The organism is Paracoccus alcaliphilus, assembly GCF_028553725.1.
In the GTDB taxonomy this organism is placed as follows: domain Bacteria; phylum Pseudomonadota; class Alphaproteobacteria; order Rhodobacterales; family Rhodobacteraceae; genus Paracoccus; species Paracoccus alcaliphilus.
Genome location: NZ_CP067124.1, coordinates 23,253 through 48,623, shown reverse-complemented (window position 1 = coordinate 48,623; position 25,371 = coordinate 23,253). Strand labels below are relative to the sequence as shown.

Here is a 25,371-nt window from a genome sequence, read left to right as displayed (position 1 = left end):
GCGCAGATGGCACAGGTGAAGAAATCAGCGGACAGGCAGGGCTTCCGGCGCAGGCGGGGCTTCGAGGCGGCGGCCTCGCTTTTGTCGCAGCGGGTGCAGAAGGCCGCCGAGGGGCGCGGCTTTGCCGTCAGCCGCCTGCTGACCCACTGGTCCGAGATCGCCGGCGCGCAACTGGCCGCCATCACCCGTCCGGTGCGCATTAGCCATACGCGCGGCGGCTTTGGCGCGACGCTGACGCTGCTGACCTCGGGGCCTGCCGCGCCGATGGTCGAGATGCAGCTGCCGCAACTGCGCGAACGGGTGAACGCCTGTTACGGTTATAACGCGATCCAGAAGATCGTGCTGACCCAGACCGCCGCGTCGGGTTTTGCCGAAGCGCAGGCCCAGTTCGCCCATGCGCCCCGGCGCGAAGCCGCACCCGATCCGCAGGCTCAGGCCGCAGCGCAAAAGGTCGGCACCCAGTTCGACGATCCGGCATTGGCCGATGCCATGTCCCGGCTGGCGATGAATGTCGCGACGCGAAAATCCTCATGAAACCGAAAGGACTCGATATGCTGATCCGCTCTGCCGCCACTGCGCTGGCGCTGGCCCTTGTGGCCGTTCCCGCCGCCATGGCTCAGGAGGCCGCCACCGAAGAAACCACTGCGGTGTCGGTTGACGATGTCGTGCTGGGGGTCGAGGATGCGCCGCTGACCATCGTGGAATATGCCAGCTTTACCTGCGGGCATTGCGCGAATTTTCATGCCAATGTCTTTCCCGACCTGAAATCGGAATATATCGACACCGGCAAGGTCCGCTTCATCCAGCGCGATGTCTATTTCGATCAGGTCGGCCTCTGGGCGGGGATTCTGGCGCGCTGCGGTGGCGATGACAAATATTACGCCGTTTCGGACATGCTGTTCGACGAGCAGCAGAAATGGCTGGGCGGCGGCTCGGGCGACGAGATCGCGTCGAACCTGCGCCGGATCGGGCTGAAAGCGGGCATGACAGAAGATCAGATGACCGCCTGCTGGGAAGATACCGCCACCGCCGAACAGCTGATCGCCAATTTCCAGCAGAACGCGACCACCGACCAGATCGAGGCGACGCCGACCTTCATGATCGGCGGTGAAAAGGTGATGAACGCGCCCTGGGAAGAGCTGAAAGGCGTGATCGACACCAAGCTGGCCGAGGTCGAGCCCGCCGCTGCCGAGTAATCTTGCGGAGCGGCCCTGACGGGCCGCACGCCATTCTGGCTCTGACCGGCCCGGGCCGGTTCAGAGCCGGTTTCGGTCAGTCCGGTTGCTGCGGGATGTACAGGCAGCGGGCGACGGCGGGGCGGGCCTCTTCGATTTCTGCGCCCTTGTAGCGGTGGAAAACCCCCCTCTGACCGAGCGCCGGGCCGACGCTGCCCATCTGGAATATCAGCAATTCCGGCGTCGTCCGGTCTTCGGAATCCGGGATGCTGATGCGGTTATCATAGGGCGCGCCCAGTTCTTCCAGCGTGACAGAGGTCTTGACGCCGTTGGGCGTTGCCAGCGAATAAAGCTGTATCACGTCAGCCCGCTTGGGTGGCCGGCGTTTCGTGATGGGAAAGTCATCGCTGTTCAGGGCCATGAGGGATCTTCCCTTCCGGCTGGGGGCGGCGTGGATTTTGGGATAATCTGGCGATCTGATATCGCGCGTAACAGGGACAGCTAAGCTCATGATACAGGAATTCAAGCAGTTCATTGCCCGTGGCAATGTGATCGATCTGGCCGTCGGCATCATTATTGGTGCGGCCTTCACCGCCATCGTCAGCTCTCTGGTCGAGGATATGATCAACCCGATCCTTGGTCTGCTGACCGGCGGCATCGACTTTACCAACAAGTATTTCGTCCTGTCCGGCACGGTGGCCGATGGTGCCAGCCTGGAGGCCGCGCGCAATTCCGGCGCGGCGGTTTTTGCCTATGGCTCGTTTCTGATGGCGGTGCTGAACTTCCTCATCGTCGCCTGGGCGGTGTTCCTGCTGGTCAAGGCGGTCAACCGGGTGCAATCGGCGGCGTTCAGGAAGGAAGAAGCCAAGGAAGAGGAACCGGCAGGCCCGACGCAAGAGGAACTGCTGGCCCAGATCCGTGATCTGCTGGCCACGCGCCCGGGCGTCTGAAGGCGCTTTCGGTCATGGCCGGCTGATTACCGGCCATGACCCTGACGGGGGTTACGACGCCAGAAGCGTCTCGGGCGTGACCGCGTCCAGCCCCAGCGCCTGACCCACGGGCGGCGATGTCAGCCGTCCGTCATGCGTGGCCAGACCGGCGCGCAGATGCGGATCGTCGCTGACGGCCCGCTGCCAGCCCTTGCCCGCCAGTGCGGTGACGAAGGGCAGGGTCGCGTTCCCCAGCGCCTTGGTCGAGGTCCGCGCCACCGCGCCGGGCATATTGGCGACGCAGTAATGCACGATCCCCTCGACCTCATAGATCGGGTCGTGATGGGTGGTCGGCCGCGAGGTCTCGAAACAACCGCCCTGATCTATCGCCACATCCACCAGAACCGAGCCGGGCTGCATCAGTGCCAGTTGATCGCGCCGCACCAGCTTGGGCGCGGCGGCGCCGGGCACCAGAACCGCACCGATCACCAGATCGGCCAGCGGCAGCAGATCCGCCACCGCCGGTCCGCTGGCAAATTGGGTCGTCAGCCTGCCCATGAAGGCGTCGTCCAGCCAGGACAGACGCGGGACCGAGCGGTCCAGCACCGTCACATTCGCCCCCATGCCGACCGCCACCCGCGCCGCCGCCGCGCCGACAACCCCGCCGCCGATGATCAGGACATTGGCCGGGCGCACGCCGGGCACGCCGCCCAGCAGGATGCCGCGTCCGCCATTGGCCCTTTGCAGCGCCCATGCGCCGACTTGCGGCGCCAGCCTGCCTGCGACCTCGGACATCGGTGCCAGCAGGGGCAGGCCGCCATGCGCGTCGGTGACGGTTTCATAGGCCAGCGCCGTCACCCCCGATTGCAGCAGATCGCGCGTCTGGTCGGGATCCGGCGCCAGGTGCAGATAGGCGAACAGGATCTGTCCCCGCCGCAGCAATGCACGTTCGCCCGGTTGCGGCTCCTTGACCTTCACGATCATCTCGGACGCGGCATAGATTGCCGCCGCGTCATCCGCGATCCGGGCACCGGCGGCCAGATAATCCTCATCCGCAAAGCCCGAGCCTTCGCCCGCGCCGCTCTGGATCAGCACGTCATGGCCCTGGGCGGTCAGCTCGGCGCTGGCCTCGGGGGTCAGGCCGACGCGGAATTCCTGAGGCTTGATTTCCGTGGGGCATCCGATCTTCATCCTGTTCTCCTTGTCATGGGCCCGATGGGCGCTTCGGCTGGTCTTCACGCGCGACATCGCTATGATCCGGCCACCCTGCCCGTGAATTCAACGCCATGACCGAGACCGACGCAACAGACCGCCGCATTCTGGCCCTTTTACAGAAGGATGGGCGGATGACGAATGCCGAACTGGCCAGCCGGATCAATCTGTCGGCCAGCGCATGTCACCGGCGGGTGCAGCGGCTGGAAGAGGCGGGCGTTATCACCGGATATGTCGCCCTGCTGGATCAGCGCAAGGTCAGCCGCCCGACCACCGTCTTTGTCGAAATCACGCTGACCGGGCAGGCCGACGATCTGCTGGATGCGTTCGAGCGCGCGGTCAGGGCGATTCCCGATGTGCTGGAATGTCACCTGATGGCCGGGACGGCGGATTACCTGCTGAAGATCGTGGTCGAGGATACCGACGATTTCGCCCGCATCCATCGCCAGCACCTGTCGCGCCTGCCGGGGGTGCGGCAGATGCATTCGTCATTCGCGTTGCGAACCGTGTTCCGCAGTACCGCGATTCCTGTATGATCGCCTGATGCAGCGGCGATGTGCCGCCAGGCGTTACCGGAGGATGACATGACCCGAGCCTTTCAGATGATCGCCGCCGCTGCCATGACCGCGGCCATCTCGGCCAGTCCGGCACTGGCCCATTCGGTGCTGGAGCGCTCTGACCCCGCCGCCGATGCCACCGTCCCCGCGCCCGAACGGCTGGAGCTGACATTCTCGGAAACCATCGGCCTGCGTTTCAGCACGCTGAGCCTGACCGACCCGGACGGGGCCGAAATCGAAACCGACGGGCCAGAGCTGTCCGATGACGGTCACTCGCTGATCCTGCCCTTGTCGCAGCCGCTGACGGCAGGGGATTATCAGGTCCGCTGGGGCGTGCTGTCGCAGGACGGCCACAAGGTGGATGGCGAATACGGTTTTACCGTCGAATAGGGGCCGGTCGTGGCCGATCCCGGCACCCTTCTGATCCTGTGCCGCATGGTGGTTTTCGGGGCGGCGCTGATGATCTGGGGCGCGGCCCTGTTCCGCTGGCGACTGACCCCCGACGCGGCCCCCGTGCCGCCGGAGCGGGTTCTGCCGGTGGCGTTGCTGGCCGCCCTTGCCGCGCAGCTGCCGGTCGAGGTCGCCCGCATCGCCGGTGACTGGTCTGCCGCCGCCGATCCGGGGATGGTGCTGAGCGTGATCGGGCTGACCTCTCCGGGACAGGCATGGCTGGTGCAGGCGCTGGCCGCGATCGCGCTGATAATCGCCCGGCAGCGGCAATCCCTGCGCGGACAGCTTTTGGGCGGGCTGCTGCTGATGGCGGGGCTTTCGATGACTGGTCATGCGGCGGCCTCGGGCGGGATGGCGGGACTGCTGCGGCAGGTCAATCATGTCCTGCATCTGGCGGCGGCGGGGGCATGGATCGGGGCCTTGCCGTATGTGCTGTGCCTGCTGCGCCGGATGCCGGACGCGGCGGCATCGGCCGTGCTGATGCGCTATTCCGGCGAGGGGCATTTCTGGGTGGCGCTCGTCCTGCTGACTGGGCTGGCGGCGATGCTGTGGACGGTCGGCGGGCTGCCGCTGGACTGGGTCGCGCCTTATCAGGCGCTGCTGTCGGCGAAGATCGCGGTGGTCGCGGCGATGGTCGGGCTGGCGCTTCGCAACCGCTATGTGATCGTGCCGCGCCTGCGAGAGCGCCCCGACGGGCTGGCAGCCATCGCCCGCGCCACGCGGTCCGAGATCGCTCTGGGCCTGATTGCGGCGGCGCTGGTCGCATGGCTGGCTACGCTGGACCCGCATTAGCAGCGGCGCAAAAGCAAACCCCCGCAGGCCGGGAGCCGCGGGGGTCGCTGATTACGCTGATCGCGTCGTCTTACAGAGCGCCTTCGCGCTGTGCCTTTTTACGGGCCAGCTTGCGGGCACGGCGAACGGCCTCGGCTTTTTCACGGGCTTTCTTGACCGACGGTTTCTCGAAATGCTGCCGCAGCTTCATTTCACGGAAAACACCTTCGCGCTGAAGCTTTTTCTTCAGGGCACGAAGCGCCTGTTCGACGTTGTTGTCGCGAACGTTGACCTGCATGTGGTTGTCACCACCTTCCTAGGTTAGAGTTGCAGATAATTGCAGGAGGCGTCCCCATAACAGCGGCGCGCGCTTCTGTCCACAAGAAAGGCCGATTCGATGCAGACAGATATGGAAGCCCTGCTTGACGCCGCCCTGACGCATGTCCCGTTCGAGGGCATGAACGAGGCGGCGCTGCGCGCCGGCGCCGCCGATATCGGGATGGCGCCCGCGATGGTGGCGGTGCATTTCCCGCAAGGCGGCGCGGCGCTGGCGGCGGCCTATCACCGCCGCGCCGATGCGCAGTTGCGGGATTGGCTGGCCGCAACGCCGCCCGATGGCCGGTTGCGCGACCGCATGACCCAGGCCATCTGGCACCGCCTGACGCTGGTCGATCCCGATCTGGTTCGCGCGGGGGCCGCCACGCTGGCCCTGCCGCAGAACGCCGCCCTTGGCGCGCGGCTGATCTGGGAAAGCGCGGATATCATCTGGAACGGGCTGGGCGATCATGCCGAGGATGCCAACTGGTACACCAAGCGCGCCACCCTCTCGGCCGTGATCAGTGCGACGGTGCTGTTCTGGCTGGGCGACGAATCAGCCATGCGCGCCGAGACCCGTGCCTTCCTCGACCGCCGGATCGAGGGCGTGATGCGATTCGAGAGCGTCAAGGCAAGGTTGCGCCGCCTGCCCGGCGCGACAAGGCTGGGCGATATGGCTTTCGGCTGGATCCGCGCGCCACGAAACCGCAATCTGCCGGGCTGCACCCGAAGCCGCTGAGACATGAAGGAGACAGGATGTTCCCCGACGCGATGAACGCCATCGAGATCACCGCCCCCGGTGACGCTGACAAGCTGCAGATGACCCGCCGCCCGGTGCCGGTTCCCAGCCATGACCAGATCCTGATCCGGGTGGGCTGGGCGGGGATCAACCGCCCCGATGTGCTGCAACGCGCCGGATCATATGCGCCGCCGCCCGGTGCCTCGGATCTGCCGGGGCTCGAGGCTGCGGGCGAAGTGGTCGGTGTCGGATCCGGTGTCAGCCGCTGGAAAAAGGGTGACCGGGTGACGGCGCTGCTGCCCGGCGGAGGCTATGCCGAATACGTTGTCTGCCACGCCGATCATGCGCTGGCCATCCCCGAGGGGCTTGACCTGCGCGAAGCCGCCTGCCTGCCCGAAACCGCCTTCACCGTCTGGTCGAACGTGGTCCGTCGCGGCCATCTGCGCGCGGGAGAGCGGTTTCTGGTCCATGGTGGCACATCGGGCATCGGCATGATGGCGATCCAGACCGCCCGCGCTCTCGGCGCCCGGGTCTTCGCCACCGCCAGCAGCGCGGAAAAATGCGAAGCCATCGCCGCCCTCGGCGCGACCGCGATCAATTACCGCGAGGATGATTTCGTCAAGCATCTGACGAATGAGGGTGGCGCCGACCTGATCCTCGACATGGTCGGTGGCAGCTATATTCCGCGCAATATCAGGGCGCTGGCCACGGATGGGCGGCTGGTGATGATCGCCTTCCTCGAAGGTGCAAAGGCCGAACTGAACTTCGCCCAGATCATGATGCGCCGACTGAGCGTGACCGGCTCGACCCTGCGCCCGCAATCGGACGCCGCCAAGGCTGACATCGCCCAGGATTTGCGCGACATGCTGTGGCCGATGATCGAAGGCGGTGTCGTGCGAGTGATGATCGACAGCGAATTCGATCTGTCCGATGCAGCCGAGGCGCATCGGCGCATGGAAAGCAGCGGTCATATCGGCAAGATCGTGCTGAAAGTTGCAGGCGGCTGAGCCTGCTGCGCGCGTAGAAGCCTCCGGCGGGGATATTTGACCACCAGTGATAAGGCCGAGGCACACACCCCGTTCCGGCGCCCGTCCGGAAGGGGTGTGGCATCTCTGGTGGCGGTCATCGGCGTCCCCGCCTGTACCGCCCGATATTTCTCGCATCAAAAGATTAAAGCATTTCTGTTTTAACCTGCGACATATCCTGCGGCCTTGAAGTAGTTCCAACATTCGCCGGGATCGAAGAGATCACAGACTTCGCCGATGGCCTTGAAGACGTCGGTAAATGTTCTTGCCCCGATCCTGCGCAGGTGCGCCTTGAGTTTTGCGAATGCCATTTCGATGGGGTTCAGGTCCGGCGAATATGGCGGCAGATAGAGAAACCAGCAGCGATGGGCACGCAGAGCCTCAGCAGCCTGCTTGTTGTGGTGGGTGGCAAGGTTGTCGAGGATCACCACGGTTCCCGGCTCGATCTCCGGGATCAGGACCTCGCGAACCCAGGCTGCGAAGGCGGGGCCGTCCATTGCGCCCCGGATGCACCAGGGCGCAATCAGGGCATCCGGTGTGAGCCCGGCGATCAGGGTCTGTGTTCCCCAGCTGCCGAAGGGCGCATCCATGGTCAGGCGTGTGCCGCGCAGGGCACGACCCCGCAGACGGGTGAGATTGGTCTTCACCGAGGTCTCGTCTATGAAAACCACGCGTTCCGGCCGATCCGCGATGGCTGGCAAGCGATGCTCGAACCAGTCGGTTCGCCGCTGTCTTACCCTGGCACCGCGGCGTTCGGCGGCCACCAGCGACTTTTTTTATAGGTGAACCCAAGCCGCGACAGCAGACTGGCAATGGACGAGTGATGGACACGAACGCCTTCCGCTGCGACCAGCGCGTCCCTGAGTTCGAACAGCGTGATGTCGGGATCCTGTGCGAGCAGTTCCTCGAAAAAGGCCCGGTGCGGGGCAAGCTTTCCATGCCCTTTGGGACGTCCCTGGGGCAATGGTTCGGCATGCCCCCTGGTCCTGATCGCCCGGCCCCAACGTGCTCCGGTCGCCGGCGAGAGTTTCAGCCGCAGCGCCGCCGCCCGACCGCTTAAACCCTCCTCGATATATCGCTGAAACCGCGTCCGGAGCGCCGACGGCAATGGTGCTGACATGATCTATCCTCCCAGACAGAAGGGAATCACGATCCGCGCTGCGACGGAACCCCAAACGATTCAGGGTTCAGTAGAAATGCTTTAAGAAAGCCTCAACTGGCATCTTTGGTGTGTAAATATCCCCGCCGGAGGCTTCTGTCCTCGTCACTGGTTCGACGGGGGTCAGTTGGTACTGAGGCATATTCGGCAGGTCACGAAGGGGCTTCCATCAATATCCTCGACTGACTGCAATCGCGCCTGACATCGAGGGCACAATCACGGGGTTCCAGTTCGCGGGTCAGGCAGATGCGGACTTCTTGCAGGTCGCCATTACGGCAGGTGACGGTGATGCCGTCGCCTGTATGGCCGGGATTGACTTCGAGAAAGGCGTCCTCGACCACCGAAGGGGGCAGCGCGATGTCGCGGTCGAGCCGGTCGAACAGTTCGGGGATCCGGATCCGTTCCAGGGCCTCGCGCGTCGTTGCGTAATAATCCGCGGCCGTCAGTCCCGTGCAGCGGCCGTGTTTCTGCCATTGATACCAGGCCAGCCCGCCCGAGCCCATGATATCGGTCATGGCCTGGCTTTCGCGTCGCGAGGGGTCGTGGCTGTCGCTGGGGCAGTTCTGGGGCCAGCCGCGCTCGTATTGCGGCCAGAGCCCATGCACCACGAAGCCCAGTCCTCGCCCGTTGTCGCATTGCTCGGCGTTGCGTGAGTCGCCGGTGCTGCTGCACCATGCGGGCGACCAGCTGAGCGCGAGGACGTAATAGTCGAACTGGCCTGCGATATCGCGGGCCGGGGCAGGGAATGACAGCCAGCCGAGCGTCACCAGAAAGGCCGAAATGGCGATGGGTATCTGCTTCATGCGGGCAGGATAGCCGGGGCATGGGTGCGATGCATCAGCGGAATGCGCGAATCCTCTTTTCCCCGGGTCTCAAAAACGCTATATCCAGCCGCAATTCCCCCGAAAACGAGGAATGGCACCCGCCAAAAGCTGTTTTCACGGCCCAAGCCAGCCATGCCGTTCATCGGGACGGATATGCGAAGGAGATTGACATGAGCAAGCCATTGATGGCCAAGGCGACCGCCGTCTGGCTGGTTGATAATACCACGCTCAGCTTCAAGCAGATCGGCGATTTCTGCGGTCTGCACGAGTTGGAGGTGCAGGGCATCGCCGATGGCGATGTCGCGGTCGGGGTCAAGGGCTATGACCCGGTCGGCTCGAACCAGCTGGACGCGGAAGAGATCCGCAAGGGTGAGGCCAGCCCGACCTACAAGCTGCGCCTGAAGCACAACCCCGCCGCCGAGGGCGAGGAAAAGCGGCGCGGGCCGCGCTATACCCCGCTGTCCAAGCGTCAGGACCGTCCGGCGGCGATCCTGTGGCTGGTGAAGTTCCATCCGGAACTGGCCGATTCCCAGATCGCCAAGCTGGTCGGCACCACCAAGCCCACCATCGCCTCGATCCGCGAGCGGACGCATTGGAACATCCAGAACATCCAGCCGATCGACCCGGTGGCGCTGGGGCTGTGCCGCCAGACGGAACTGGACGCCGCCGTTCAGAAGGCCGCGAAGAAAGCCGGCGCCTCGGGCGAGGTGATGAGCGATGACGAGCGTCGCAAGCTGGTCAGCACCGAGACCTCTTTGTCCATGAGCGAAGAGCCGCGCCTGCCCAGCTCGATCGCTGGGCTTGAGAATTTCTCGTTGTCGCGCGACGAGGATGAGGACAGCAAGCCCGAGCGCGAACTGGATGCCGACAGCTTCTTCAACCTGCCCGATGCGGATGATGAAGAGGACGAGGACGAGAAATAAGTCCGGTCCGGAATGTGACAAAGGCCCGCCACAACGCATGTGGCGGGCCTTTTGCTTTGCTGCCTGTGACGGTCAGGCCCGTCCGCGAATCAGACGGCCCAGCCAGATCAGGATACAGGCGCCGATGACAGCAACGATCAGCTGCCCGATCAGGCCGCCCGCCGTTGTTCCCAGCAGTGCGCGGAACAGCCAGTTGCCCAGCAATGCGCCGACGATGCCCAGAATGATGTTCATCAGCAGGCTGTGGTCGGAACCCATCAGCTTTTCGGCAATCCAGCCGGCGATGGCACCAAGAATGATCGACAGAATCCAGCCGAAACCTTCCATGAGAACTCCCCTTGTCCTGGCGCGCCAGCCCATGGCGCGACTCTCAGGGAAATGCCGCAGGTACGGATTTCGTTCCATCCCGGCCTGGATATGCGATCAGACCGACAGGCAAACATATTTCATTTCAAGGAAATCCTCGATCCCGTGACGACTGCCTTCGCGGCCCAGGCCGGATTGCTTGATGCCGCCGAAGGGCGCGACTTCGGTCGAGATGATGCCGGTATTCACGCCGACGATGCCGTATTCCAGCGCCTCTTGTACGCGGGTGATGCGGCCGATGTCGCGGGCATAGAAATAGGATGCCAGCCCGAAGATGGTGTCATTGGCGCGGGCCACGACCTCTTCCTCGGTCTCGAAACGGAACAGCGGTGCCAACGGCCCGAAGGTTTCCTCGGTCGCGACCTTCATGGCGTCGGTGACGCCCGTCACGACGGTGGGCTTGAAGAACAACCCGTCCAGCCGCTGGCCGCCGGTGACGATCTGACCGCCGCTGTCCAGCACGTCGCGGATATGTTCCTCGACCTTTTCGACCGCGCTTTCATTGATCAGCGGGCCGGTGGTCACGCCGTCTTTCAGCCCGTCGCCCACGCGCAGCTTGTCCACCGCCGCCGCCAGCTTTGCCGCGAAGGCGTCATAGACGCCCGCCTGCACATAGATCCGGTTGGCGCAGACGCAGGTCTGGCCGTTATTGCGGAACTTCGAGGCCATCGCGCCCTCGACCGCCGCATCCAGATCGGCGTCGTCGAAGACGATGAAGGGCGCGTTGCCCCCAAGCTCCATCGAGCATTTCAGTACCTGATCGGCGGCCTGACGCAGCAGGATGCGCCCTACCTCGGTCGAGCCGGTGAAGGTCAGCTTGCGGACAGCCGGGTTTTCGCAGAATTCCTTGCCGATCTCGCTGGAGCGTGACGAGGTGACGACCGACAGGATGCCCTTGGGCAGACCCGCCCGTTCGCCCAGCACCGCCATGGCCAGCGCCGACAGCGGGGTTTCCGCCGCGGGTCGCGCGACAAAGCCGCAGCCCACCGCCAGCGCCGGTCCCGCCTTGCGGGCGATCATGGCATTGGGAAAGTTCCACGGCGTGATACTGCCCACCACGCCGATCGGCTGGCGGATCACCGACAGGCGCTTGTCGGGCATGTGGCCGGGGATGGTTTCGCCATAGACGCGCTTGGCCTCTTCGCCGAACCATTCGATGAAGCTGGCGCCATAGACGATCTCGCCTCTGGCCTCGGCAAAGGGCTTGCCCATCTCGGCGGTCAGGATGCGGGCCAGATCGTCCTGATTCTCGATCATCAGGTCGAACCACTTGCGCATCACCTGCGCGCGTTCCTTGGCGGTGCGGGCGGCCCAGCCCTTCATGGCTTCGGCAGCGGCGTCGATGGCGCGGGCGACTTCGGCGCGGCTCAGATCGGCAACCCGGGCGATCACATCACCGCGAGCCGGATTCACCACGTCGAATGTCGCGCCATCCCCGGCATCGACCCATTCGCCCGCCAGGAAAGCCTGGGTCCGCAGCAGCGAAGGATCGTCCAAAAGCGCCTGAAGATCGGTCGATTCTCTGGTCACGGCAGCCTCCCCTGAATTGGTGTCGCGGGTCAGATGAACATGATGCCCCGCCCTTGTCAAAGCGGCGTCGGCGGGGCCCGGCCCGTTGCGGTTTTCCGCGCGTGACCGGCGGGGGCGGGTGATGGGAATGAACCAGATCGCGTCCGGGGCGTTCCATTGCATCGCCAAGTTGTCCCTCTTGGCGATCTCTCAGGGGGGCGGTGCGGATCTCGCACCGCCCTTTTTCATCCGAACAGGCTGTGCCAGCAGGGTTGCAGATCGCCCGGCGCGGGCCGGGCCGCGTGAACCGCGCGGGCGGTGGCGCGCGCCAGTACGCAGGCGGCGGCATGACCCAGCAGGAAACTGCCCGCCGGATCCGGTTCCGGTCGCGCGCCGGTCGAGACCGCAAAGACCAGATCGCCATCCATCGGCGTATGGCTGGGCACCAGCGCCCGCGCCAGCCCGTCATGGGCGGCAGTGGCCAGTCGCTGCAAGCCGGGCTTTTCCAGCGCCGCATCGGTGGCGACGATGGCGATGGTCGTCGCCTCGCCCAGTTGCTTCACCGGCGTGGGTTCATGGGCGGCCGGAAAAGTGCCCGGCAATCCCCGCCCGCCGAATTCCGTGTCCATTTCCCACGGCGCGGCCCAGAAATGCGGACCATCGCCCACCGTCGCCGATCCCAGCGCATTGACCACGACCAGCGCCCCCACGGTCGCGCCATTCTCCAGCACCGCCGAGGCAGAGCCCAGCCCGCCCTTCAGCCGCCCGGTCAGCGCGCCGATCCCGGCCCCGGCGCTGCCGATGGCGAAATCCGCACCCGCCGAGGCATGGGCCGCCCGGCCAAGCGCCGGATAGGGGTTGTCGTGCCAGTCCTTGTCCCCGCCATTCAGCAGGTCAAAGACGATGGCGCCGGGCACGATGGGCACCCGCGCCGCGCCCACGGCAAAGCCGCGCCCCGCCGCGTGCAGCGCCGCCATCACCCCGTCGCAGGCCGCCAGCCCGAAGGCCGACCCGCCCGACAGCACCAGCGCATCGACCCGCGACACCAGCTTGTCGGGGGCCAGCAGATCGGTGTCGCGCGTGCCGGGCGCGCCGCCCATGACATGCACCGCCGCCGCGAAGGGCGCATCCGCCGTCAGCACGGTGACACCGGATTTCAGCGTCGCATCCGCCGCATTGCCGACACGCAGCCCCGCGACATCGGTAATCAGATTGCGCGCGCCGCGTTCCATCGCCTGCCTCCCTCTTGTTTGCCGGAGCCAGCCTGACCCGAAACGGACGCATAACGCAATCGCGGCAATATCGCATCGGAATGAATGATCCCTGAACGCGGGTGGCTTTACAGGGCCTTCGGGCGCGCCTATCTGACCCGTCATGGCCAAGGAACCCGAAAACAAGAACTACAAGGTGATCGCCGAAAACCGGCGGGCGCGTTTCGATTACTTCATCGAAAGCGATCTGGAGGTCGGGATCATGCTGACCGGCTCCGAGGTGAAATCCCTGCGGACCGGCCAGTCGAATATCGCCGAAAGCTATGCCTCGGTCGAGGATGGCGAATTGTGGCTGATCAACGGCTATATCGCGGCCTATAAACAGGCCGGAGTCTTCGGCCATGACGAACGCCGCCGCCGCAAGCTGCTGGTGTCGCGCAAGGAACTGGCGCGGCTGTGGCAGGCTATTGGACGCGAAGGCATGACGCTGGTGCCGCTGGTGATGTATTTCAACCATCGCGGGCTGGTCAAACTGAAGATCGGCGTGGCCAAGGGCAAGAAGGTCTCGGACAAACGCGAAACCAGCGCCAAGCGGGACTGGAACCGCCAGAAGCAGCGCCTGCTGAAACAGGGCTGACTCGCCATTGCAGCGACGTGCCGACAGGGGTAAGCCTTTGCCGTGCAAGAAGGGGGCGAAGATGCAGGACGATCCGAAAACGCTGGTTTCGACCGAATGGCTGGCCGCGCATCTGAACGATCCCGATCTGCGCGTGATGGATGCCAGTTGGCACATGCCAGCCTCGGGACGCGAGGCGAAGGCCGAATATGACGCCGCCCACATCCCCGGCGCGCGCTTCTTCGATATCGACGCGATCTCGGACAGCCGCAGCGAATTGCCGCATATGGCCCCCCCGGTCGAGCTGTTCATCAGCCGCATGCGGGCGATGGGCATCGGCGACGGCCATCAGGTGGTGCTTTACGACAATTCCGATGTGCGCAGCGCGGCGCGGGTCTGGTGGACCTTCCGGCTGATGGGCAAGGCCGATGTGGCGGTGCTGGATGGCGGTTTCGCCAAATGGCAGGCCGAGGGCCGCCCGGTCGAGGATATGCCGCCGATCCTGCGCGACCGCCATATCACCGTGCAGCGTCAGGCCGGTCTGGTGCGCGACGTGACGCAGGTGGCGGCGGCCTCGAAACTGGCCGATCACGAGATCATCGACGCCCGCAGCCCCGAACGATTTCGCGGAGAGGTGCCCGAGCCGCGCCCCGGCCTGCGCGCGGGCCACATCCCCGGCGCGAAGAACGTCCCCTTCGGACGGCTGTTCAACGAGGACGGCACGATGAAGGACGCCCAGTCCCTGCGCGGGATCTTCGAATCCGCCGGTGTGGACCTCGGCCGGCCCGCCATCACCAGTTGCGGCAGCGGCATCACCGCGGCGGTCCTGTCGCTGGCGCTGGAACGGATCGGCCACCGCCACCACTCGCTCTATGATGGAAGCTGGACCGAATGGGGCAGCTTTCCCGACCTGAATATCGCAACCGGAGACGCCTGAGATGCTGTCGAACCTGAAACCGCAAGCCCCCGACAAGATCCTGATGCTGATCGAGGAATTCAAGGCCGATACCCGTCAGGGCAAGATCGACCTTGGCGTCGGCGTCTACAAGAACCCCGAGGGCGTGACGCCGGTGATGCGTGCGGTCAAGGCGGCGGAACAGAAGATCTGGCAGGATCAGACCACCAAGGCCTATACCGCCCTGTCCGGAGAGGCCGAATACCGCAACGCCATGACCCGGATGGTGCTGGGTGACGCGCCGGCGGACCGGCTGGCCTCGCTGGCTTCGGTCGGCGGCACCGGCGCGATCCGTCAGGCACTGGAACTGGCGCGGCTGGCCAATCCGGGCGTGACGGTCCATGTCTCGGATCCGACCTGGCCCAATCACCTGTCGATCCTGAAATTCATGGGCCTGCCCTTCACCGAATACCGCTATTTCGACGCCGAGACCCGTGGCGTCGATTTCGAGGCGATGAAGGCCGATATCTCGAAGGCGGCCAAGGGCGATCTGGTGCTGCTGCATGGCTGCTGCCACAACCCGACCGGCGCCAACCTGTCGGCGGATCAATGGGATGAAATCGCCGCGATCCTCGAAAAATCCGGCGCCATCCCGTTCATCGACCTTGCCTATCAGGGCTTCGGCGACGGGCTTGAACAGGACGCCGCCGCCACCCGCATGATCGCGCAGCGTCTGCCCGAGGTGCTGATCGCCGCCTCCTGCTCGAAGAATTTCGGCATCTATCGCGAACGCACCGGCATCCTGCTGGCGCTGACCGAAAACAGTGCCGCGCGCGACATGACGCAGGGCTCGATGGCCTTCCTGAACCGCCAGACCTTCTCCTTCCCGCCCGATCACGGCGCGCGCATCGTCAGCACCATCCTGACCGACGACGCCCTCGCCGCCGACTGGAGGGCCGAACTCGAAGACGTCCGCAAGGGCATGCTGGAACTGCGCGAACAACTCGCCTCGGAACTGCGCAACCTGTCGGGCAGCGACCGTTTCGACTTCATCGCCCATCACCGCGGCATGTTCTCGCGCCTCGGCGCGACGCCTGAACAGGTGCAGAAGCTGAAAACCGACGCGGCCATCTACATGGTCGGCGATTCGCGCCTGAACATCGCGGGCCTCAACCGGGACACGGTCCCGGTGCTCGCCCGCGCCATCGTCGAGGCCGGCATCTGACCCCATCTCTGGTGTCATAAATATCCAATGTTGCCCCCGCGCCCCCGGGGGCAACGCGCGTGTCATGGCGACGACGCTGCGGCTGTCCCTGCCCGGGCAACCCCCAGGCGCAATGCTCATGGTCTGCCCCATTCTCCTTTGAACACCGGCATCCTGCACAGAGATCCGCGGATGGCCCGGCCATCCATAAAAGAAGACCCATGATGCCTTCAGCCTGAACTGACTGGCGGCACGACAGGTCATGGCGGGGCAGGATCGACCGATCGCGGCCTTGTATTCGTGTGCCGGGTCTGGAACACAGCACCTGTTACCTGATCGATTTCCATAAAGCTGAAGTGCCGCCATGACGTCTGTCACGATGACCGCTGCGCGCCCGCGAACCCATATAGCTGTGCTGATGATGCTGGGGGCGACGCATTTCCTCAATGATCTGATGCAATCGCTGATTCCGGCGACCTATCCGATCCTGAAGGAAACCTATGCGCTGGATTTCGTGCAGATCGGGATGATCACCCTGACCTTCCAGATCGCCGGGTCGATCCTGCAACCGGTGATCGGGATGGTGACGGATCGCCATCCGGCGCCCTATTCGCCGGTCGTGGGGATGATGTTTACCTTGTCGGGTCTGGTCAGCCTTGCCTTCGCGCACAGTTACGGGGTCATCCTGATCTCGGTCGCGCTGATCGGCATCGGCTCGTCCATCTTCCACCCCGAGGCGACACGGATGGCCCGCTATGCGGCGGGCGGGCGGCAGGGGCTGGCGCAGGGCATCTTTCAGGTCGGCGGACAGGCGGGCGGCGCCTTCGGTCCGGTTTTTGCCGCGCTGATCATCGTGCCCTGGGGCCAGCCCAGCCTTGCCTGGTTTGCCGTAACCGCCCTGCTGGCGATGGGTCTGCTGACCTGGATCGGCAGCAAGCAGCGCCAGATCAGCGCCGAATTCGCCGCGATGCGGGCCAAGGGCCGGAAAGACGGCGTCGAACCCGTCCGGCACCTGCCGCTGACCATCGGCATCGGCCTTGTCGTTCTGACCCTGCTGATGTTTTCGAAGAACGCATACAGCGAAAGCTTCCGGTCGTTCTATACCTTTTATCTGATGGACAAGTTCGGGCTGTCGATCCCTTCGGCGCAGATGATGCTGTTCATCTTCCTGCTCGCCTCGGCGGCGGGGGCGCTGATCGGCGGCATCGTCGGTGACCGTATCGGGCGCTATCGGGTGATCTGGATCTCGGTGCTGGGTCCGCTGCCGCTGACGCTGATGCTGCCCTATGTCGATCTGTTCTGGACCGGCGTGCTGACGGTGATGATCAACCTGATCATGGCCAGCGCCTTCGCCTCGATCCTGATCTATGCGATGGAACTGCTGCCCAACCGGATCGGCCTGATCGGCGGGCTGTTCTATGGGCTGAACTTCGGCCTTGGCGGCATCGCGGCGGCGATCCTCGGCGCGCTGGCCGACAGCTATGATGTCGAGACGGTCTATCGCATCTGCTCGTTCATGCCGCTGGCCGGGCTGCTTGCTTGGTTCCTGCCAAGGATCGACGAGGGCAGATAGGGCAGCCGCGGCCCGCGAGGCGATGCAGGGATTTTCCCCGCGTGGGATGGCTTGCAGTCGATTGGAACGAACAGTTCTGCAAGCACTGGGGCTTGAATGGGCGGGCGACAGGCGTTATGTGCGGCGCTGCACTTGCGAAGGAGCCTCCATTGGCCAATCCAGTCCAGTTCATCAATCAGGTCCGCGCCGAGCTTGGCAAGATCACATGGCCCACGCGGCGCGAGGTGATGACCACGACGGTCATGGTCCTGATCCTTTCGGCATTGGCGGCCGTGTTCTTTTCGCTGGTCGATCTGGCCATCCGCTTTGGCATCACCGAAGGCCTGAAACTGATCGCCGGTTAGGCTTCGGGGCTTGCATTTATGCTGCGGGGGCGGTATGTGCGCCCGACTGTCCGGCAAAACGGCGTGCATCGAATCCGCATGCGCGCCGATTTCGATTTCGCCGGATGTAAAGAAATTCAATGGGTTGCCCGCTTGACCGGGTGATTCCCAAAATGACGAGCAGGGGTCGATCGAGACATGGCAAAGCGTTGGTATTCGGTCAGCGTCCTGTCGAACTTCGAAAAGAAGGTCGCGGAGGCGATTCGTCTGGCGGTGGTCGAAAAGGGACTGGAAGATCAGATCGAGGAAGTTCTGGTCCCCACCGAAGAGGTGATCGAGATCCGGCGCGGCAAGAAAGTCACGTCAGAGCGTCGCTTCATGCCGGGCTATGTGCTGGTGCGCATGGAGATGACCGACCGCAGCTATCATCTGGTGAACTCGATCAACCGGGTCACCGGATTTCTGGGCGCGCAGGGCAAGCCGATGCCGATGCGCGACGATGAGGTGAATGCGATCCTCAACCGTGGTGGCGCCGATGGCGAACAGCCCGCGCCGCGCAACCTGATCCGCTTTGACGTGGGCGAGAAGGTGAATGTGACCGACGGCCCGTTCGAGGGCTTTTCGGGTCTGGTCGAGGAAGTGGACGAGGTGTCGGCCCGGATCAAGGTCACGGTGTCGATCTTTGGCCGGCCCACGCCGGTCGAACTGGAATTCACGCAGGTCGCCAAGACCGCGTGATTGGTTGCGGGAGGCGCCGGTTCTTCGGGATCGGGGCCGGACCGCTAAGTCTGTCCCGATACGGGGCGTGATGATGAGGAGAAGGCCAGATGGCCAAGAAAGTTGTTGGCAGCCTCAAGCTGCAGATCAAGGCGGGTCAGGCGAACCCGTCGCCCCCCGTTGGCCCGGCACTGGGTCAGCGCGGTATCAACATCATGGAATTCTGCAAGGCGTTCAACGCCAAGACGCAGGAGATGGAGCAGGGCGCCCCCGTTCCGGTCGTGATCACCTATTACGCCGACAAGTCGTTCACCTTCGAGACGAAGACGCCCCCGGCCGCCTTCCTGCTGAAAAAGGCCGCTGGCCTGAAGCCGGTCGGCAAGCGCAACCGCGCCAAGGGTTCGGAAAAGCCCGGCCGTTCGGCCGCCGGCACCGTGACCGTCAAGCAGGTGCGCGAGATCGCCGAAGCCAAGATGGTGGACCTGTCGGCCAACGATGTCGATCAGGCGATGAAGATCATCCTTGGCTCGGCCAAGTCGATCGGTATCGAGGTGAAAGGCTGAGCCATGGCAAAGATTGCAAAGAAGAAAGCCGCTGCCCGCGCCGCCTTTGAAGGCAAGACCAACCTGACCGTCGAGGACGCCGTCAAGCTGGTCAAGGATGCCGCCTCGGCCAAATTCGACGAAACCGTCGAGATCGCGCTGAACCTGGGTGTCGATCCGCGTCATGCCGACCAGATGGTCCGTGGCGTCGTGACCCTGCCCGCAGGCACCGGCAAGGACGTTCGCGTCGCCGTGTTCGCCCGCGGCCCCAAGGCCGATGAAGCAAAGGAAGCCGGTGCGGAAATCGTCGGCGCCGAGGACCTGATGGAGACGATCCAGTCGGGCAAGATCGAGTTCGACCGCTGCATTGCGACGCCGGACATGATGCCGCTGGTCGGCCGTCTGGGCAAGATCCTTGGCCCGCGCAACCTGATGCCGAACCCCAAGGTCGGCACGGTGACGATGGACGTCAAGGCCGCCGTCGAGGCCGCCAAGGGTGGTGAGGTCCAGTTCAAGGCCGAGAAGGCGGGCGTCGTCCATGCCGGTATCGGCAAGGTGTCGTTCGACGCCGACAAGCTGGCCCAGAACCTGCGCGCCTTTGTGGACGCGGTCAGCAAAGCCAAGCCCACGGGCGCGAAAGGGACCTATATGAAAAAGGTCTCGATCAGCTCGACCATGGGGCCGGGCGTGTCGGTTGACGTCGCTTCGGCGACCGCCAACTAAGAGTTTCCCGGTCGCAAGACCGGGGATGGCGGGGCAGCCACATGCCGCCCCGTCCTGTCCGAGACGGAGGGTGCCGATCCAGATACCGTATCTGGCCGGCTTAATTTCCTTCCTGAGATGGGGAAGCATTTTTCCGGGGGAAACCTCGGGCGATCTTGCCCTTTCGGACCCGACCCGGCCCTTCGGGACCGGGAAAAGTGAGAGCCGGGGGGGAACCCCCAACTTGGAGTGAAACCGTGGATAGAGCACAAAAAGAACAGTTGGTCGAAGAACTCGGCCAGATCTTTGAAAGCTCTGGCGTCGTGGTGGTTGCCCACTACGAGGGGATGACGGTTGCACAGATGCAGGACCTGCGGGCGCGCATGCGCGAAGCCGGTGGTTCTGTTCGCGTTGCCAAGAACAAGCTCGCCAAGATCGCCCTTGAAGGTAAGCCTTGCGCAAGCATCGCCGATTACCTGACGGGCATGACCGTGCTTACCTATTCGGAAGATCCGACCGCTGCGGCCCGGATCGCCGACAAATACGCCAAGGACAACGAGAAATTCGTGATCCTGGGCGGTGCAATGGGTGAGTCGGCACTGGATCCGGCCGGTGTGAAAGCCGTCGCCTCGATGCCGTCGCGTGAAGAGCTTATTGCTTCGATCGCGGCCTGCCTCGGCGCGCCTGCTTCCAACATCGCCGGTGCGATCGGTGCGCCTGCCAGCAACATCGCGGGCATCCTCACGACTCTGGAAGAGCGTGAGGCTGCTTGATGCAACCTCTATTCCCGCGTGTGGTTGAAAACCCGACGTTGGAACACTAACTGGAAAGAACGGAAAAATGGCTGATCTGAAAAAACTCGCCGAAGAAATCGTGGGCCTGACCCTGCTGGAAGCCCAGGAACTGAAAACCATCCTGAAAGACGAATACGGCATCGAGCCCGCCGCTGGCGGCGCCGTGATGGTCGCGGGTCCGGCAGCTGCTGCTGAAGCCGCCGAAGAAAAGACCGAGTTCGACGTCGTTCTGCTGGAAGCCGGCGCCAACAAGATCAACGTGATCAAGGAAGTGCGCGGCATCACCGGTCTGGGCCTGAAAGAAGCCAAGGACCTGGTCGAAGCTGGCGGCAAGGTGAAAGAAGGCGCGGCCAAGGCCGAAGCCGAAGAAATCAAGACCAAGCTGGAAGCAGCCGGCGCCAAGGTCGAACTGAAGTAATCGGCCCGATGGCCGTATGAAAATGGGGCAGGGTCCGGGGTTTCCCGGTCCCTGCCGAACCTGTCTTGAAGGGCGGTCCGGGCACGGATCCGTGGCAGACCTTCCTTCAGGGCATGTTCGAGGTTCGGGAGCCGCGCGGTGGGACGGGCGGCATGAATGGAACCTTACCCCTGCATTCGTAGGCCGCGTTCCGGGGGCCCCGACCCGGACCGCGCGCGAAGACGAAAGGTGACAAGACCCCATGGCGCAAGCTTATGTCGGCCAGAAACGCATCCGGCGTTACTACGGCAATATCCGCGAAGTTCTGGAGATGCCGAACCTGATCGAGGTTCAGAAATCCTCCTATGACCTGTTCCTGAATTCGGGCGAAGGCACCGGCCATAACGATGGCGAGGGCATTCAGGGCGTGTTCCAGTCGGTGTTTCCGATCAAGGATTTCAACGAGACCGCGACGCTGGAATTCGTGAAATACGAGCTGGAAAAGCCGAAATACGACGTGGACGAATGCCAGCAGCGCGACATGACCTATGCCGGGCCGCTGAAGGTGACGCTGCGTCTGATCGTGTTCGATGTCGATGAGAACACCGGCGCGAAATCGGTCAAGGACATCAAGGAACAGGACGTTTTCATGGGCGACATGCCCCTGATGACGCAGAACGGCACGTTCATCGTGAACGGGACCGAGCGGGTGGTGGTCAGCCAGATGCACCGCAGCCCCGGCGTGTTCTTCGACCATGACCGCGGCAAGACCCATTCCTCGGGCAAGCTGCTGTTCGCCTGCCGCATCATCCCCTATCGCGGCAGCTGGCTGGACTTTGAATTCGACGCCAAGGATCTGGTGTTCGCGCGCATCGACCGCCGCCGGAAACTGCCGGTGACGACGCTGCTCTATGCGCTTGGCATGGATCAGGAGGGCATCATGGATGCCTTCTATGAAACGGTGGATTACAGCCTGCGCAAATCGGGGCGCGAACAGGGCTGGGTCACCCGCTTCTTCCCCGAGCGTGTGCGCGGCACCCGTCCGGCCTATGATCTGGTGAATGCCGAAACCGGCGAGATCATCACCAAGGCAGGCGACAAGGTCACCCCGCGTCTGGTGAAACAGCTGCAGGAATCGGGCGAAGAGGTGAACCTTCTGGTCCCGTTCGAGCGGATCATCGGCCGTTTCGTCGCCAAGGACATCATCAACGAGGAAACCGGCCTGATCTATGCCGAGGCCGGTGATGAGATCACGGCGGAATACAACAAGGAAGGCGATCTGAACGGCGGTCTGCTGAAGGTCCTGCTGGACAACGGCATCGACGACATTCCGGTTCTGGACATCGACCATGTGAATGTCGGCCCCTATATCCGCAACACCATGGCCGCCGACAAGAACATGAACCGCGAAGGTGCCCTGATGGACATCTATCGCGTCATGCGCCCGGGCGAGCCGCCCACGGTCGAGGCCGCCTCGAACCTGTTCAACAGCCTGTTCTTCGATTCCGAGCGTTACGACCTGTCGGCCGTGGGCCGGGTCAAGATGAACATGCGGCTGGATCTGGACGCGCCCGACACCCAGCGCACCCTGCGCCCCGATGATATCGTGGCCTGCGTGCGCGGTCTGGTGGAACTGCGCGACGGCAAGGGCGAGATCGACGATATCGACCATCTGGGCAACCGCCGGGTCCGTTCCGTTGGCGAGCTGATGGAGAACCAGTATCGCGTCGGCCTGCTGCGCATGGAGCGTGCCATTCGCGAGCGCATGTCGGGCGTCGAGATCGACACCGTCATGCCGCAGGACCTGATCAACGCCAAGCCGGCGGCGGCGGCGGTGCGCGAATTCTTCGGCTCCAGCCAGTTGTCGCAGTTCATGGACCAGACCAACCCGCTGTCCGAGGTGACGCATAAGCGCCGCCTGTCGGCGCTTGGGCCGGGCGGTCTGACCCGCGAACGCGCGGGCTTCGAGGTGCGCGACGTTCACCCGACCCATTACGGCCGGATGTGCCCGATCGAGACGCCGGAAGGTCAGAACATCGGTCTGATCAACAGCCTTGCGACCTTTGCCCGCGTGAACAAATACGGCTTCATCGAGACCCCCTATCGCAAGGTGGTCGAAGGTCAGGTGACCGATGATGTGGTCTATATGTCCGCGACCGAGGAAATGCGTCACACCGTGGCGCAGGCCAACGCGACGCTGGACGAGGACGGCAGGTTCGTTGACGAGCTGATCTCGACCCGCCAGTCGGGCGACTTCATGCTGAACCCGGTGGATGCCGTCGATCTGATCGACGTGTCGCCGAAACAGCTGGTCTCGGTCGCTGCCGCGCTGATCCCGTTCCTTGAAAACGACGACGCCAACCGCGCCCTGATGGGCTCGAACATGCAGCGTCAGGCGGTTCCGCTGATCCGTGCCGAGGCACCTTTCGTCGGCACCGGGATGGAGGGCGTCGTGGCCCGCGATTCTGGCGCTGCGATCATGGCACGCCGGGGCGGGGTCATCGACCAGGTCGATGCGCAGCGTATCGTTATCCGCGCGACCGAGGATCTGGGCGCCGGCGATGCGGGCGTGGACATCTATCGCCTGCGCAAGTTCAAGCGGTCCAACCAGTCCTCGACCATCAACCAGCGGCCGCTGGTCAAGGTGGGCGAACGGGTCGTCAAGGGTCAGGTCGTGGCTGACGGTCCCTCGACCGATCAGGGTGAACTGGCCATCGGCCGGAACGTGGTCGTCGCCTTCATGCCGTGGAATGGCTACAACTATGAGGACTCGATCCTGATTTCCGAGCGGATCCACCGCGACGACGTGTTCACCTCGATCCATATCGACGAATACGAAGTGGCGGCCCGCGACACGAAACTGGGGCCCGAGGAGATCACCCGCGACATCCCGAACGTGGGCGAAGAGGCGCTGCGCAATCTCGATGAGGCCGGCATCGTCTATATCGGCGCCGAAGTCGGGCCGGGCGACATTCTGGTGGGCAAGATCACCCCCAAGGGCGAAAGCCCGATGACGCCGGAAGAAAAGCTGCTGCGCGCCATCTTTGGCGAAAAGGCGTCGGATGTGCGGGATACCTCGCTGCGTCTGCCGCCCGGCGCCTATGGCACCATCGTCGAGGTCCGCGTCTTCAACCGTCACGGTGTGGACAAGGACGAACGCGCGCTTCAGATCGAACGCGAAGAGGTCGAGCATCTGGCCCGCGACCGCGACGACGAACAGGCGATTCTGGACCGCAACATCTATGCGCGTCTGAAATCGCTGATCCTGGGCAAGGTTGCCGTCAAGGGTCCGAAGGGCATCAAGGCGCAGTCCGAGATCACCGAGGACCTGCTGGCAACGATGAGCCGTGGTCAGTGGTGGCAGCTTGCCGTCAGCGAAGAGGACATCGCCAAGGAAGTCGAGGCGCTGAACCATCAGTATGACGCCCAGAAGAAGGCCCTTGAGGCCCGCTTCGAGGACAAGGTCGAAAAGGTCCGTCAGGGCGACGACCTGCCGCCGGGCGTGATGAAGATGGTCAAGGTCTTTGTCGCCGTCAAACGCAAGTTGCAGGCGGGCGACAAGATGGCCGGTCGTCACGGCAACAAGGGTGTCGTGTCCAAGGTCGTCCCGATGGAGGACATGCCGTTCCTTGCGGACGGGACTCCGGTCGATCTGGTGTTCAACCCTCTGGGCGTGCCGTCGCGGATGAACGTCGGTCAGATTCTGGAAACCCATATGGGTTGGGCCGCGCGCGGTCTTGGCATCAAGATCGACGAGGCGCTGGAAGATTATCGCCGCAATGGCGACATGACCCCGGTCCGCGAGGCGATGAAGATCGGCTATGGCGACGACATGTATGCCGAGACCTTCGGCGGCATGGAGGATGATCTGCTGGTCGAACACGCGAATGCGGTTCGCGGTGGTGTTCCGGTCGCCACGCCTGTCTTTGACGGTGCGAAAGAGGCCGATATCAACGACGCGCTGGTTCGCGCCGGTTTCGACACCTCGGGTCAGTCGGTGGTTTTCGATGGCCGCACGGGCGATCAGTTCGCGCGCAAGGTCACCGTCGGCGTCAAATATGTCCTGAAGCTGCACCACCTTGTCGATGACAAGATGCACGCGCGTTCGACCGGTCCCTACAGTCTGGTGACCCAACAGCCGCTGGGTGGCAAGGCGCAGTTCGGCGGTCAGCGTCTGGGTGAGATGGAGGTCTGGGCACTGGAAGCCTATGGCGCCGCCTATACCCTGCAGGAAATGCTGACGGTCAAGTCGGATGACGTTGCGGGCCGGACCAAGGTCTATGAGTCCATCGTCAAGGGCGAGGACAACTTCGAAGCCGGTGTGCCGGAATCGTTCAACGTGCTGGTCAAAGAGGTCCGGGGTCTGGGCCTCAACATGGAACTCCTGGATGCGGAGGAAGAGGAGTGAGGGCGCAAGCCCTCACCCGTCCCAGCCCCGTGCCC

General features: G+C 64.0%; 28 protein-coding genes. 20 read left to right on the top strand and 8 right to left on the bottom strand.

The features are described 5' to 3' along the window. Nucleotides 1-6: 6 nt before the first annotated feature. Nucleotides 7-534, top strand: a complete 528-nt coding sequence (locus tag JHW40_RS00230) for a DUF721 domain-containing protein (RefSeq protein WP_090617181.1) — start codon at nucleotides 7-9, stop codon at nucleotides 532-534. 17 nt (nucleotides 535-551) lie between these two features. Next, nucleotides 552-1,196, top strand: a complete 645-nt coding sequence (locus JHW40_RS00225; protein ID WP_090617155.1) for a DsbA family protein — start codon at nucleotides 552-554, stop codon at nucleotides 1,194-1,196. A gap of 76 nt (nucleotides 1,197-1,272) precedes the next feature. Here JHW40_RS00225 and JHW40_RS00220 read toward each other — a convergent pair whose 3' ends face one another. Continuing rightward, a complete protein-coding gene (locus tag JHW40_RS00220; protein WP_090617153.1) occupies nucleotides 1,273-1,596 on the bottom strand; it encodes a glutathione S-transferase family protein in 324 nt (107 codons plus the stop codon). Between the two features lie 88 nt (nucleotides 1,597-1,684). Here JHW40_RS00220 and mscL point away from each other — a divergent pair, with 88 nt between their 5' ends. After that, nucleotides 1,685-2,125 (top strand): large conductance mechanosensitive channel protein MscL, encoded by a 441-nt coding sequence (gene mscL / locus JHW40_RS00215; RefSeq protein ID WP_090617151.1) that lies wholly within the window; start codon nucleotides 1,685-1,687, stop codon nucleotides 2,123-2,125. A gap of 51 nt (nucleotides 2,126-2,176) precedes the next feature. Here mscL and ald read toward each other — a convergent pair whose 3' ends face one another. Next, nucleotides 2,177-3,295, bottom strand: coding sequence for an alanine dehydrogenase (gene ald, locus JHW40_RS00210; RefSeq protein ID WP_090617179.1), 1,119 nt, complete (start codon nucleotides 3,293-3,295; stop codon nucleotides 2,177-2,179). 95 nt (nucleotides 3,296-3,390) lie between these two features. Here ald and JHW40_RS00205 point away from each other — a divergent pair, with 95 nt between their 5' ends. From JHW40_RS00205 to copD, 3 genes are read left to right on the top strand one after another with little or no spacing between them, the layout of a single operon-like run. After that, on the top strand, nucleotides 3,391-3,852 hold the full coding sequence (locus JHW40_RS00205) for an Lrp/AsnC family transcriptional regulator (protein ID WP_090617149.1): 462 nt from the start codon (nucleotides 3,391-3,393) through the stop codon (nucleotides 3,850-3,852). Between the two features lie 48 nt (nucleotides 3,853-3,900). After that, nucleotides 3,901-4,263 (top strand): copper homeostasis periplasmic binding protein CopC, encoded by a 363-nt coding sequence (gene copC / locus JHW40_RS00200; RefSeq protein ID WP_170851955.1) that lies wholly within the window; start codon nucleotides 3,901-3,903, stop codon nucleotides 4,261-4,263. A gap of 9 nt (nucleotides 4,264-4,272) precedes the next feature. After that, the gene (copD, locus tag JHW40_RS00195) at nucleotides 4,273-5,115 is read left to right on the top strand and encodes a copper homeostasis membrane protein CopD (RefSeq protein WP_090617146.1); all 843 of its coding nucleotides are present in this window, start codon (nucleotides 4,273-4,275) and stop codon (nucleotides 5,113-5,115) included. 70 nt (nucleotides 5,116-5,185) lie between these two features. On the opposite strand, the gene rpsU is transcribed toward copD, so the two are convergent. Continuing rightward, entirely contained in the window at nucleotides 5,186-5,392 is a 207-nt protein-coding gene (gene rpsU, locus JHW40_RS00190; protein ID WP_022705914.1) for a 30S ribosomal protein S21, read from the bottom strand. Nucleotides 5,393-5,503: 111 nt separating this feature from the next. Between rpsU and JHW40_RS00185 the strand changes: the two genes are divergently transcribed. Both JHW40_RS00185 and JHW40_RS00180 read left to right on the top strand, forming a co-directional pair. Next, a complete protein-coding gene (locus tag JHW40_RS00185; RefSeq protein WP_244519364.1) occupies nucleotides 5,504-6,148 on the top strand; it encodes a COQ9 family protein in 645 nt (214 codons plus the stop codon). Nucleotides 6,149-6,165: 17 nt separating this feature from the next. Next, the gene (locus tag JHW40_RS00180) at nucleotides 6,166-7,155 is read left to right on the top strand and encodes an NAD(P)H-quinone oxidoreductase (protein ID WP_090617142.1); all 990 of its coding nucleotides are present in this window, start codon (nucleotides 6,166-6,168) and stop codon (nucleotides 7,153-7,155) included. Nucleotides 7,156-7,334: 179 nt separating this feature from the next. Here the strand turns inward: JHW40_RS00180 and JHW40_RS00175 are convergent. Both JHW40_RS00175 and JHW40_RS00170 read right to left on the bottom strand, forming a co-directional pair. After that, nucleotides 7,335-8,293 (bottom strand): IS630 family transposase gene (locus JHW40_RS00175; protein ID WP_272849013.1). Its coding sequence is split into 2 segments (ribosomal slippage): nucleotides 7,335-7,949 and nucleotides 7,952-8,293, totalling 957 coding nucleotides; the frame shifts between segments, so codons are not numbered across the junction. 191 nt (nucleotides 8,294-8,484) lie between these two features. Next, nucleotides 8,485-9,135 carry a ribonuclease T2 family protein gene (locus JHW40_RS00170; protein ID WP_090616900.1) on the bottom strand — a complete coding sequence of 217 codons (651 nt, stop codon included), beginning with the start codon at nucleotides 9,133-9,135 and terminating at the stop codon, nucleotides 8,485-8,487. A gap of 191 nt (nucleotides 9,136-9,326) precedes the next feature. Between JHW40_RS00170 and JHW40_RS00165 the strand changes: the two genes are divergently transcribed. After that, the gene (locus JHW40_RS00165) at nucleotides 9,327-10,079 is read left to right on the top strand and encodes a DUF1013 domain-containing protein (RefSeq protein WP_090616898.1); all 753 of its coding nucleotides are present in this window, start codon (nucleotides 9,327-9,329) and stop codon (nucleotides 10,077-10,079) included. A gap of 72 nt (nucleotides 10,080-10,151) precedes the next feature. On the opposite strand, the gene JHW40_RS00160 is transcribed toward JHW40_RS00165, so the two are convergent. The 3 genes from JHW40_RS00160 to JHW40_RS00150 form a co-directional block, all read right to left on the bottom strand. Beyond that, nucleotides 10,152-10,406, bottom strand: coding sequence for a GlsB/YeaQ/YmgE family stress response membrane protein (locus JHW40_RS00160; protein ID WP_090616896.1), 255 nt, complete (start codon nucleotides 10,404-10,406; stop codon nucleotides 10,152-10,154). Between the two features lie 96 nt (nucleotides 10,407-10,502). Next, nucleotides 10,503-11,975 (bottom strand): NAD-dependent succinate-semialdehyde dehydrogenase, encoded by a 1,473-nt coding sequence (locus tag JHW40_RS00155; protein WP_244519347.1) that lies wholly within the window; start codon nucleotides 11,973-11,975, stop codon nucleotides 10,503-10,505. A gap of 224 nt (nucleotides 11,976-12,199) precedes the next feature. Further along, nucleotides 12,200-13,186: a P1 family peptidase gene (locus tag JHW40_RS00150; RefSeq protein ID WP_090616892.1), complete on the bottom strand. Its 987-nt coding sequence runs from the start codon at nucleotides 13,184-13,186 to the stop codon at nucleotides 12,200-12,202. 142 nt (nucleotides 13,187-13,328) lie between these two features. Here JHW40_RS00150 and smpB point away from each other — a divergent pair, with 142 nt between their 5' ends. From smpB to rpoB, 11 genes are all read left to right on the top strand, one after another. After that, nucleotides 13,329-13,802: an SsrA-binding protein SmpB gene (smpB, locus tag JHW40_RS00145; RefSeq protein WP_090616891.1), complete on the top strand. Its 474-nt coding sequence runs from the start codon at nucleotides 13,329-13,331 to the stop codon at nucleotides 13,800-13,802. Nucleotides 13,803-13,863: 61 nt separating this feature from the next. Further along, nucleotides 13,864-14,718 (top strand): 3-mercaptopyruvate sulfurtransferase, encoded by an 855-nt coding sequence (gene sseA, locus JHW40_RS00140; RefSeq protein ID WP_090616889.1) that lies wholly within the window; start codon nucleotides 13,864-13,866, stop codon nucleotides 14,716-14,718. 1 nt (nucleotide 14,719) lies between these two features. Beyond that, the gene (locus JHW40_RS00135; RefSeq protein WP_090616887.1) at nucleotides 14,720-15,901 is read left to right on the top strand and encodes an amino acid aminotransferase; all 1,182 of its coding nucleotides are present in this window, start codon (nucleotides 14,720-14,722) and stop codon (nucleotides 15,899-15,901) included. A 343-nt stretch (nucleotides 15,902-16,244) separates the two neighbouring features. Then, a complete protein-coding gene (locus tag JHW40_RS00130) occupies nucleotides 16,245-17,453 on the top strand; it encodes an MFS transporter (RefSeq protein ID WP_090616884.1) in 1,209 nt (402 codons plus the stop codon). Nucleotides 17,454-17,602: 149 nt separating this feature from the next. Next, nucleotides 17,603-17,797: a preprotein translocase subunit SecE gene (gene secE, locus JHW40_RS00125; protein ID WP_244519346.1), complete on the top strand. Its 195-nt coding sequence runs from the start codon at nucleotides 17,603-17,605 to the stop codon at nucleotides 17,795-17,797. A 177-nt stretch (nucleotides 17,798-17,974) separates the two neighbouring features. After that, on the top strand, nucleotides 17,975-18,514 hold the full coding sequence (gene nusG, locus JHW40_RS00120; RefSeq protein WP_090616880.1) for a transcription termination/antitermination protein NusG: 540 nt from the start codon (nucleotides 17,975-17,977) through the stop codon (nucleotides 18,512-18,514). 89 nt (nucleotides 18,515-18,603) lie between these two features. Next, nucleotides 18,604-19,056 (top strand): 50S ribosomal protein L11, encoded by a 453-nt coding sequence (gene rplK, locus JHW40_RS00115; RefSeq protein WP_090616878.1) that lies wholly within the window; start codon nucleotides 18,604-18,606, stop codon nucleotides 19,054-19,056. A 3-nt stretch (nucleotides 19,057-19,059) separates the two neighbouring features. Next, complete coding sequence (gene rplA / locus JHW40_RS00110; RefSeq protein WP_090616877.1) at nucleotides 19,060-19,758, top strand: 50S ribosomal protein L1; 699 nt, start codon at nucleotides 19,060-19,062, stop codon at nucleotides 19,756-19,758. A 236-nt stretch (nucleotides 19,759-19,994) separates the two neighbouring features. After that, on the top strand, nucleotides 19,995-20,510 hold the full coding sequence (gene rplJ, locus JHW40_RS00105; protein ID WP_090616875.1) for a 50S ribosomal protein L10: 516 nt from the start codon (nucleotides 19,995-19,997) through the stop codon (nucleotides 20,508-20,510). A 67-nt stretch (nucleotides 20,511-20,577) separates the two neighbouring features. Continuing rightward, nucleotides 20,578-20,949: a 50S ribosomal protein L7/L12 gene (rplL, locus tag JHW40_RS00100; RefSeq protein ID WP_090616873.1), complete on the top strand. Its 372-nt coding sequence runs from the start codon at nucleotides 20,578-20,580 to the stop codon at nucleotides 20,947-20,949. Between the two features lie 241 nt (nucleotides 20,950-21,190). Next, nucleotides 21,191-25,336 (top strand): DNA-directed RNA polymerase subunit beta, encoded by a 4,146-nt coding sequence (gene rpoB, locus JHW40_RS00095; protein ID WP_090616872.1) that lies wholly within the window; start codon nucleotides 21,191-21,193, stop codon nucleotides 25,334-25,336. Nucleotides 25,337-25,371: the final 35 nt, after the last annotated feature.